Source organism: Flavobacterium urocaniciphilum (genome assembly GCF_900110615.1).
In the GTDB taxonomy this organism is placed as follows: Bacteria; Bacteroidota; Bacteroidia; order Flavobacteriales; family Flavobacteriaceae; genus Flavobacterium; species Flavobacterium urocaniciphilum.
Genome location: NZ_FOEI01000021.1, coordinates 1 through 1,405, shown reverse-complemented (window position 1 = coordinate 1,405; position 1,405 = coordinate 1). Strand labels below are relative to the sequence as shown.

At 42.1% G+C, this 1,405-nt stretch carries 1 pseudogene; it reads left to right on the top strand.

The features are described 5' to 3' along the window. Positions 1-1,405: pseudogene (locus BMY86_RS13120) on the top strand (adhesin); the annotation flags it as partial.

Below are 1,405 nucleotides of genomic sequence, written 5' to 3'. Positions count from 1 at the left end.
CTCAACCAAATGCAGGAGCGGATGGAGCAACAACTGTTTGTGATAACAGTGTGGTTGCAATCAACTTATTCAGTTTAATCACTGGAGAGCAAGCAGGAGGAACATGGACAAGAAGTTCAGGAACAGGAGGAACGTTTAATGCCGGAGCAGGTACTTATACACCAGCGCCAGGAGCAACAACTTCTACATTTATTTATACTTTAACAGGAGTTGCGCCTTGTACGAATGATACAAGTATTGCAACAGTTAACATCAATCCACAACCAAATGCTGGAGTGGATGGAGCTACAACTGTTTGTGATAACAGTGTGGTTGCAATCAACTTATTCAGTTTAATCACTGGAGAGCAAGCAGGTGGAACATGGACACAAACATCAGGAACAGGAGGGACGTTTAATGCTGGAGCAGGTACTTATACACCAGCGCCAGGAGCAACAACTTCTACATTCACGTATACATTAGTTGGAACAGCACCATGTGTTAACGATACAAGTGTTGCAACAATTAACATCAATGCTCAACCAAACGCAGGAACTGATGGAAGTACAACAACTTGTGAAACAAGCGTAGTAGCCATTAACTTATTCAGTTTAATCACTGGAGAGCAAGCAGGAGGAACTTGGACACAAACATCAGGAACAGGTGGAACGTTTAATGCTGGAGCAGGTACCTATACACCAGCGCCAGGAGCAACAACTTCTACATTCACGTATACTTTAGTTGGAACAGCACCTTGTACAAATGATACAAGTATTGCTACAGTTAATATTACTGCAGCTCCAACAGCAGGGACAAATGGTACAACAGTATTATGTTCTACAAGCGCACCTATTGATTTATTTACACAATTAGGAGGTTCACCAGATACTGGAGGAACTTGGAGTCCAGCTTTAGCAAGTGGTACAGGAGTATTCAATCCTACAGTTGATACACCTGGAGTTTATACTTATACCATTAACATACCAGGCTGTGCAGTTACAAGTGCAACAGTAACCGTAACTGTTAATCCACAGCCAAATGCAGGTACTGATGGTAACACTACAGTATGTGATTCAAGTGTAGCACCAATCAACTTATTCAGTTTAATCACTGGAGAGCAAGCAGGAGGAATATGGATACAAACATCAGGAACAGGTGGAACGTTTAATGCCGGAGCAGGTACTTATACACCAGCACCAGGAGCTACAACTTCTACATTTACGTATACTTTAGTGGGAACAGCACCATGTATTAACGATACAAGTGTAGCTACGATTAACATCAACGCTCAGCCAAATGCAGGTACTGATGGTAACACAACAGTATGTGATTCAAGTGTAGCACCAATTGACTTATTCAGTTTAATTACTGGAGAGCAAGCAGGTGGAACATGGACACAAACATCAGGAACGGGTGGAACGTTTAA